1 protein-coding gene and 1 pseudogene are annotated in these 2,454 nt (G+C 50.7%); both read right to left on the bottom strand.

The features are described 5' to 3' along the window. A pseudogene (locus JZU62_RS07860) lies at positions 1-293 on the bottom strand (MFS transporter); the annotation flags it as partial. Next, positions 290-2,419, bottom strand: coding sequence for a bifunctional acyl-ACP--phospholipid O-acyltransferase/long-chain-fatty-acid--ACP ligase (gene aas / locus JZU62_RS07855; RefSeq protein WP_295013567.1), 2,130 nt, complete (start codon positions 2,417-2,419; stop codon positions 290-292). The pseudogene JZU62_RS07860 and the gene aas, both read right to left, overlap by 4 nt. Positions 2,420-2,454: the final 35 nt, after the last annotated feature.

The raw sequence follows: 2,454 nt of genomic DNA, 5'->3' as shown, positions 1-2,454 counted from the left end.
ATCACCATCAAAAAGATTTCCCACACTTTGACGATGCGAGCGAGGCGTGCTTTATCGTATTTGTCGGCCAACTCTCCCGCTAATCCCGAAAAGAGGAAAAAGGGGAGGATAAAAACCGCCCCGATCAGCGGAGCGAGGAGGGCGGACGAGATCGAAGTCCACTCGGCGGCTTGAAAAGTGAGGAGCACCGCGAGGGTATTTTTAAAGAGGTTGTCGTTAAACGCCCCTAAAAACTGGGTTCCGAACAACGGGGCAAAACGGTGTGTTTTGAGCAGATAGAGTGGACTGCTCATACGTCTGCCGCCATTGTTTTGAGGGTGACATAGTCGGTTTTACCTGTACCCAAAACAGGGATGGCATCGACATAAACGATTTTTTTAGGGACGGCGATTTCAGGATATCCCCCTGAGCGTGCGGCTTGTTGGAGGGTATCTCGTTTAAGCTCTTTGTCGGTCGTAAAGAGGACGAGTGCTTCCCCTCTGGACTCATCGCTTTGGGACGATGTGGCATGAAAATGGCTCCCCGATGCAGTGAGGGCGAGTTTCTCGACCGATTCGAGCGAGATCATCTCCCCCGCGATTTTAGCGAACCGTTTTACCCGTCCCGCAATTCGGACAAATCCCTCATCATCGATGGTGACGATATCTCCCGTATCGTACCACCCCTCACCCGCCTCAGAGGTTGGTTTTTCTAAAAATCCCGGTCGTTCTGAGCGTAGATAGCCGCTCATTACATTGGCACCTTTGACGTGCAAAATTCCCCCCGCATCAATCCCCGGTACAGGGATGAGTTTCGTCTCTATTCCCGGTAAAATCTGCCCTACACTTCCGCTTCGGTATGCCATTGGGGTATTGACGGCAATAACGGGAGCCGTTTCGGTCGCCCCGTACCCCTCGAAAATCCGTATCCCGAATTTCTCAAACCACAGCTCTTTGACACTGGCTGAGAGCTTTTCTGCCCCAGCCACGACGTAGCGAAGACGGTAAAAATCGTACGGATGAGCGTGTGCGGCATAATGGTTCAAAAAGGTACTGGTTCCAAACAACACCGTGCAGGATCTATCATACGCGATCTCAGGGATAACCCGATAATGCAAAGGCGATGGGTACAAAAAGAGGCGTATTCCGCCCAAAATCGGCAATAGCGTCCCTGCGGTCAGTCCGAATGAGTGGAAAATTGGCAAGGCGTTAAGCACCTTATCCTCGGTCGAGAAATCGACGATGGCACGGATTTGGGCGATGTTCGCCAAAATCGCCTCATGGGAGAGAACCACCCCTTTGGGTTTCCCCTCAGAGCCTGAGGTGAAGAGGATAACGCACGCATCGTGCGGATCGGATTTAACCCGAACAGCGTTCGGGAAAAATCGCGCATATCCCATCAACCAGAGCTTATCCATTAAACCCATCTGAGCTTTGAGATCTTCGAGGTAGAGGAGTCGGACGTTTTTCAATGCACTTAGTTTTGCTTCGAGTTTGCCTTGTTCCACAAACGCTTTGGATGTAATAATCGTTTGGATCATTGCCCCCTCACACGCACTTTGCAATCCATCACTTCCTGCGGTAAAGTTGAGCATGGCAGGGGTTCGTCCAAACGCACTAAGCCCTAAAATCAGTGCCAGCGTAGGAACCGCTGTCGGCATCAACACCCCAACCGCTTCCCCACTTTGAGTATGTGGGATTAAAAGTCGTCCGAGACCGAGGGTCATCGTTAGGAGTTGACGATACGTGTATTCGATTTGTTTGGTGTCTTCGATGATCTCTCGTGACGCACCGTACACCGATACGGCATCGAGAAATGCTCCGTAGAGATCATTCGGTCGGCGTGATTCGAAAAGACATTTTTGCAACAGTGTCCGCATCGCTTCACCCGCTTTGGTTCGTCGCGCATGGCTACTTCCACCTTCACTTATGATGAGTCGCGTCGGGGTGCAGTAAGTGAGGGTAATACGGGGGAACCATCGTGTCGGATGATCACTTCCCATGCGCGATAGAGTACTAAACGTCGCCCCCTCGATAATCACGGGATGGATCGTTGCTTCCGTTTTGACCGTGACAAATGCCGAACCCTCATAAATTTTCATTAAACTCCCCGTAGTCGTGATCCGCCCCTCAGGGAAGATAACTACAGGACGACCACTCTCGACGAGACGGATGATCTGCTTGATCGCCATCGGATTGGCAGGATCGACGACGAGATACTCACCCAGAGAGAGAAATAACCGTACAAGAGGACGTTTGGCGATTTCGGTATTGACGACAAAAACGGGAGAGATCGGGAGAAACAACCCCAAAATCAACCCGTCCAAAAAAGATTGATGGTTGGCGATGATCACGGTATGATTCTCTTCGCGCTGAAACTCACCGACCACTTTCACCCGAAACAGCACTCGGATGATTACATATAAAATCGCTTTAATCATTGGGCGTTTCCTTGTAAATAGTTGAGTACATTTCC

Origin of the sequence: Sulfuricurvum sp. (assembly GCF_019163035.1) — a bacterium.
Taxonomy (GTDB): domain Bacteria; phylum Campylobacterota; class Campylobacteria; order Campylobacterales; family Sulfurimonadaceae; genus Sulfuricurvum.
This window is presented reverse-complemented; position numbering and strand designations above follow the sequence as displayed.